General features: G+C 54.5%; 1 protein-coding gene and 1 pseudogene. Both read right to left on the bottom strand.

Annotation, left to right across the window (positions count from 1 at the left end; all coding sequences use genetic code 11):
- Positions 1-2,955: neuraminidase-like domain-containing protein (locus tag AC1DRJ_RS21520; protein WP_477803915.1), on the bottom strand; the 2,955-nt coding region annotated here is incomplete at its 3' end.
- Positions 2,927-3,676: pseudogene (locus tag AC1DRJ_RS21515) on the bottom strand (Tc toxin subunit A); the annotation flags it as partial. The gene AC1DRJ_RS21520 and the pseudogene AC1DRJ_RS21515, both read right to left, overlap by 29 nt.

Genomic DNA, 3,676 nt, shown 5'->3' with positions numbered 1-3,676 from the left:
CAGCAGTCGTGAGGCGGTTTCTCGTTCGGCCTCCAACGCCAGTTGTGCATCAATCCGGGCTATTTCGAGTTTTGCCTGGTCGTGGGCGAGCGTCCAGTCCTGATAGCGGCGTCGGTACTGCGCGGCGAGTGCCAGGGCTTCGCTAGCGCCGTAGGCCACGGTCGCTACACCTTGAGCCAGGGCCATCATGGCGAAGGGGCCACCCTCCACACGCGCGCCACCGTCCGATGTGCCAAAAATATTAGGAATGACCTTCAACCCCTGGCCAGTTGCATTGGCCGCTTGGGCGTTTGCTTCAGCGATACGCCCCTCCAGATGGAGAGCAGCGGCCGCCACTTCTTCCGGATTGACCACCTCGTTGACCAACTGACGGTAGTAATCCCGGCGGTTTTCAACGATGGCTTTACTGGCCAGTAACTCCTCCCGGGTTTTCTGGTCGATTTTCAGGGCCTGGGTCTGCAGGTCTACCGTAATGCTGGCGATATCCCACACGTGCTGTTGCTGGAGTTCCTGATAACTGGCCTGCTCGCTGYGTTCGATGAACGACATCAGCGTTGCGCCGAACTGAATCACCGTGTCTACCGCACTCATGGCATGAGCATGCAGGACACTGAAACGGTAAGGCGGAATCACCGTATCGGGCCGCTGGGCCATGCCGGGCTCGGAAGCGCGCGGGGGATTGGTGCCGAGCTGATTGTCTGGCGCTGCCGACGTCGCGAAGAGCGCAAGCCGCAAGGGGCGGCCGACAATGTCGAGATTGTGCCTGAGGTTGTGCAGGCGACTTTCAAGCTTGTCCCAGCGCGGGAATAGCACGGGGTTGAAGGGGACTCGCGAATGCGGGGCGTCAACCGCATCCGCCGAGGATGATTGGGTGTAAGGTCGGACACATACTTGAGGGGCCAGCCTTGAGGCGGCGCCCGCCACTTCAGACGTACTCTCGCTAGCCAGTTTTTTTTCCAAGTCATACAGTTTTTTATTAGGCTCCTCGCTGAATTTTTTCAACGTGAGCGCTGCCCACAGATCGGTTTGCCTGATATCCGGTCGTGGCCCTAACAGGTTCTGTGCACACAGGTACCAGAGCTTCGCATCGGACAGGCTGTCGGGCGTCAATTCGCGGTAAGCCGCGTCGCCGCGATTGAGCAGAATGTCGATATAGAGCATGTACAAGGCTTTGCGAAAGTGCACCGGATGACTCAGTGCAATCTGGTGCGGATCCTGTACCCCCTGGATGGCATAACTGGATTGACCGGGCTTGGTCGTGTCGGAGATCAGTGGCACCGCGTTCCAGTAATCCGGGTTGGCGCCACTGACTGCTTTTCGCGAGGGATTGAACAGGTACTGCAACCAACGTTCGGCTTCGCCGTATTGGCGTTCCTGGTTAAAGCGGTGTGCCACCAGCCACGGAAGGTATAGAAATAGCTCGACGAAGTAGCGACCGTAGGCTCCGTAAAAATCCAGTTGCTCAGGGAGTTTGCCGGTCCCCAATGGTGGCTCTTGCAAGTGCTGAGAGGACCAGCTCAGCAATATATCCATGCTGTCTTCTGCGCGCTCGATCAGGTGCCTGGCGAACGCGATATTCATACGAATGGGTTGGCGGGAGTTCTTGAAGTTGATGAAGTACGCCGTACCCAACGTGTCATCCTTTTGGGAATCAATACAAGGAGCTATCAACGCGGCTGATTTGTACCGGTACTGGAGCAACGCTGGTTTTTTGGAGGGCCAGCACTTGAGAAGATCAATGATTTTTGTGTCCGAATCTTCAAATTTATCGGATCGAACCACTGAAGTGAGGCGTGCGTCCTTGTCGATATCGACCGACATGCAAAATTTCACAAAAGAAATATTAAAGTCTTCGCTCCCATATTCCCCGATATGCAAGACAGCGGAGAGTGTGGAGGATGATTGAACAGTCACAATGGTTCTTGTTTCATCCTTCAATGTTGCCAGACTCATGCCTACCGCAGATTCGGCTGAACAGTAACCTTGCACACAAGTCTGTGGCGTACTCCAGCTGCCGTCATACTTTTTGAAACACATGTTCAGACGTAACAAAGGACAGGTTTTATTCTTGTCATCTGCTTTGATCGCCTGATCCTGAAAGATGCATTCGGCCCAGATTACGTACAAACGGTTGTTGAATATGACCGGACGAATGGTGTGCTCGATGGCACTTTCGGAGACAGGCAGATTGATGCGATGCCAGTCGGACCATGCCTGTGGTTCCGGTGCATCATATTTGTCAGTCCTGGAACCGGGCACGAAGGGACGACGGGACATGTCCATATAGCGCCAATACCAGGTATTGGCGGCACGGGATTTAGCAATGAAGTAATAGGTGCTTTCGTCGAAGTTGTTGACCTCGCCATCGATGTAGCCATTGACGATTTCCAGGTTGGCCACTTCCTCCAGTCGAGACAGATAGGCCAGCACAGCCGTTTGCACCGACTCGGCAGTAAGCTGGTTGCGGTTGAGGTCGTTCTCCAGTTGTTCGAAGCTTTCGGTTCTGGTCTTGCGAAGTGTCGGATCAAGATAGGCCGCGGGGAAGTAGTGAAGACGTTGATGGGTCACCCAGTCCTGGTAGTGATGCATGACGGTGCGCCAGGTTTCGACGTGAGCTGCTGGAATCTGGGCGGTGTGATATCCCGGCTCCATATTGGCCAGAATACTGTTGATGTATTGCTGCAGACTGGCAATGGCGCAGGCGACCGGGCTGGTCGGCACATCCTGGCTGACCAGCACGTCAAGCAACCAATAGTGATAAAGATCGGTGGCCGTTTTCAGGTGTTCTGCAATCTTCAGTTCTTTCAGGGTCTTGTCTTGCGGCGCGATCGCTGACAGATAGAGACCAAGCTGCGCATCACGCAGGCTTTCGTTGATTTGTTTTTCAATAGCAACAGACATGTTCATTCCTTGAGCATGTAGTGGGTTAGTGACTGGCCGCCATGATCGCTTCACCGACGGCCTTCCATTGATTGACCGGACTGTCGTTATTCAGGTTCACGGCCTTCAGCAGAGCGGTAGCGCTGAGCCCGCTGGCTTTACAGGTGTCGTGACAGCGCATCACCCAATCGATGTCCCTCATTGTCTGGGCCCGCCCGGAAATCAGTTTTGAGGTGAACGCGGTGACTTCAGTCGTTGTCCAGTTCATCAATTGGGCCAGACGGCCGTTGACGGTTTGCGCTTCTCTGCCGAAGCCATTGGCGAACTCCAGGTAACTCAGCAGGCCTTCTTCCGGTTGCTGGTAAGCGATCAGGAAATGGTTGAAACGATTGAACAAGTACAGGGTTTTGAATGACAGTCGCAATTCCCCATCCGATGTGTCCATCCAGCGGGCAGTGCTAAGGAGTGCGCGCAAGGCCTTGTTGCTCAATTGCAACCGGACAGCGGCTTCGGTATGGCGCAACAGTGGTCGCAGTGTGCGTGCAAGTGCGTGTGAGTCTTTTGAGTCCAGTACGGTAGTGAGAATCTGATGCACCGGCGTTTTCGCCCAGCTCATCACATCGATTCCACAGTTCATGGGCAGCAGGAACGCTTCCTGTAAAAACTCTTCCAACAAGTGTTGCTGTCGGTCATGGGCCAGCAGCAGTAAGCCATGGAGTTTTTGCTTGTATTCGTCTTTGAGCCTCGAGCCCACTGTCAGTGGCGCCAATACTTTATCCAGTGCGTTGGTCAGACT

The organism is Pseudomonas sp. P5_B2, assembly GCF_056400445.1.
Note: the sequence above shows the minus strand (reverse complement) of the source record. Positions and strands in the feature narration are given on the sequence as shown.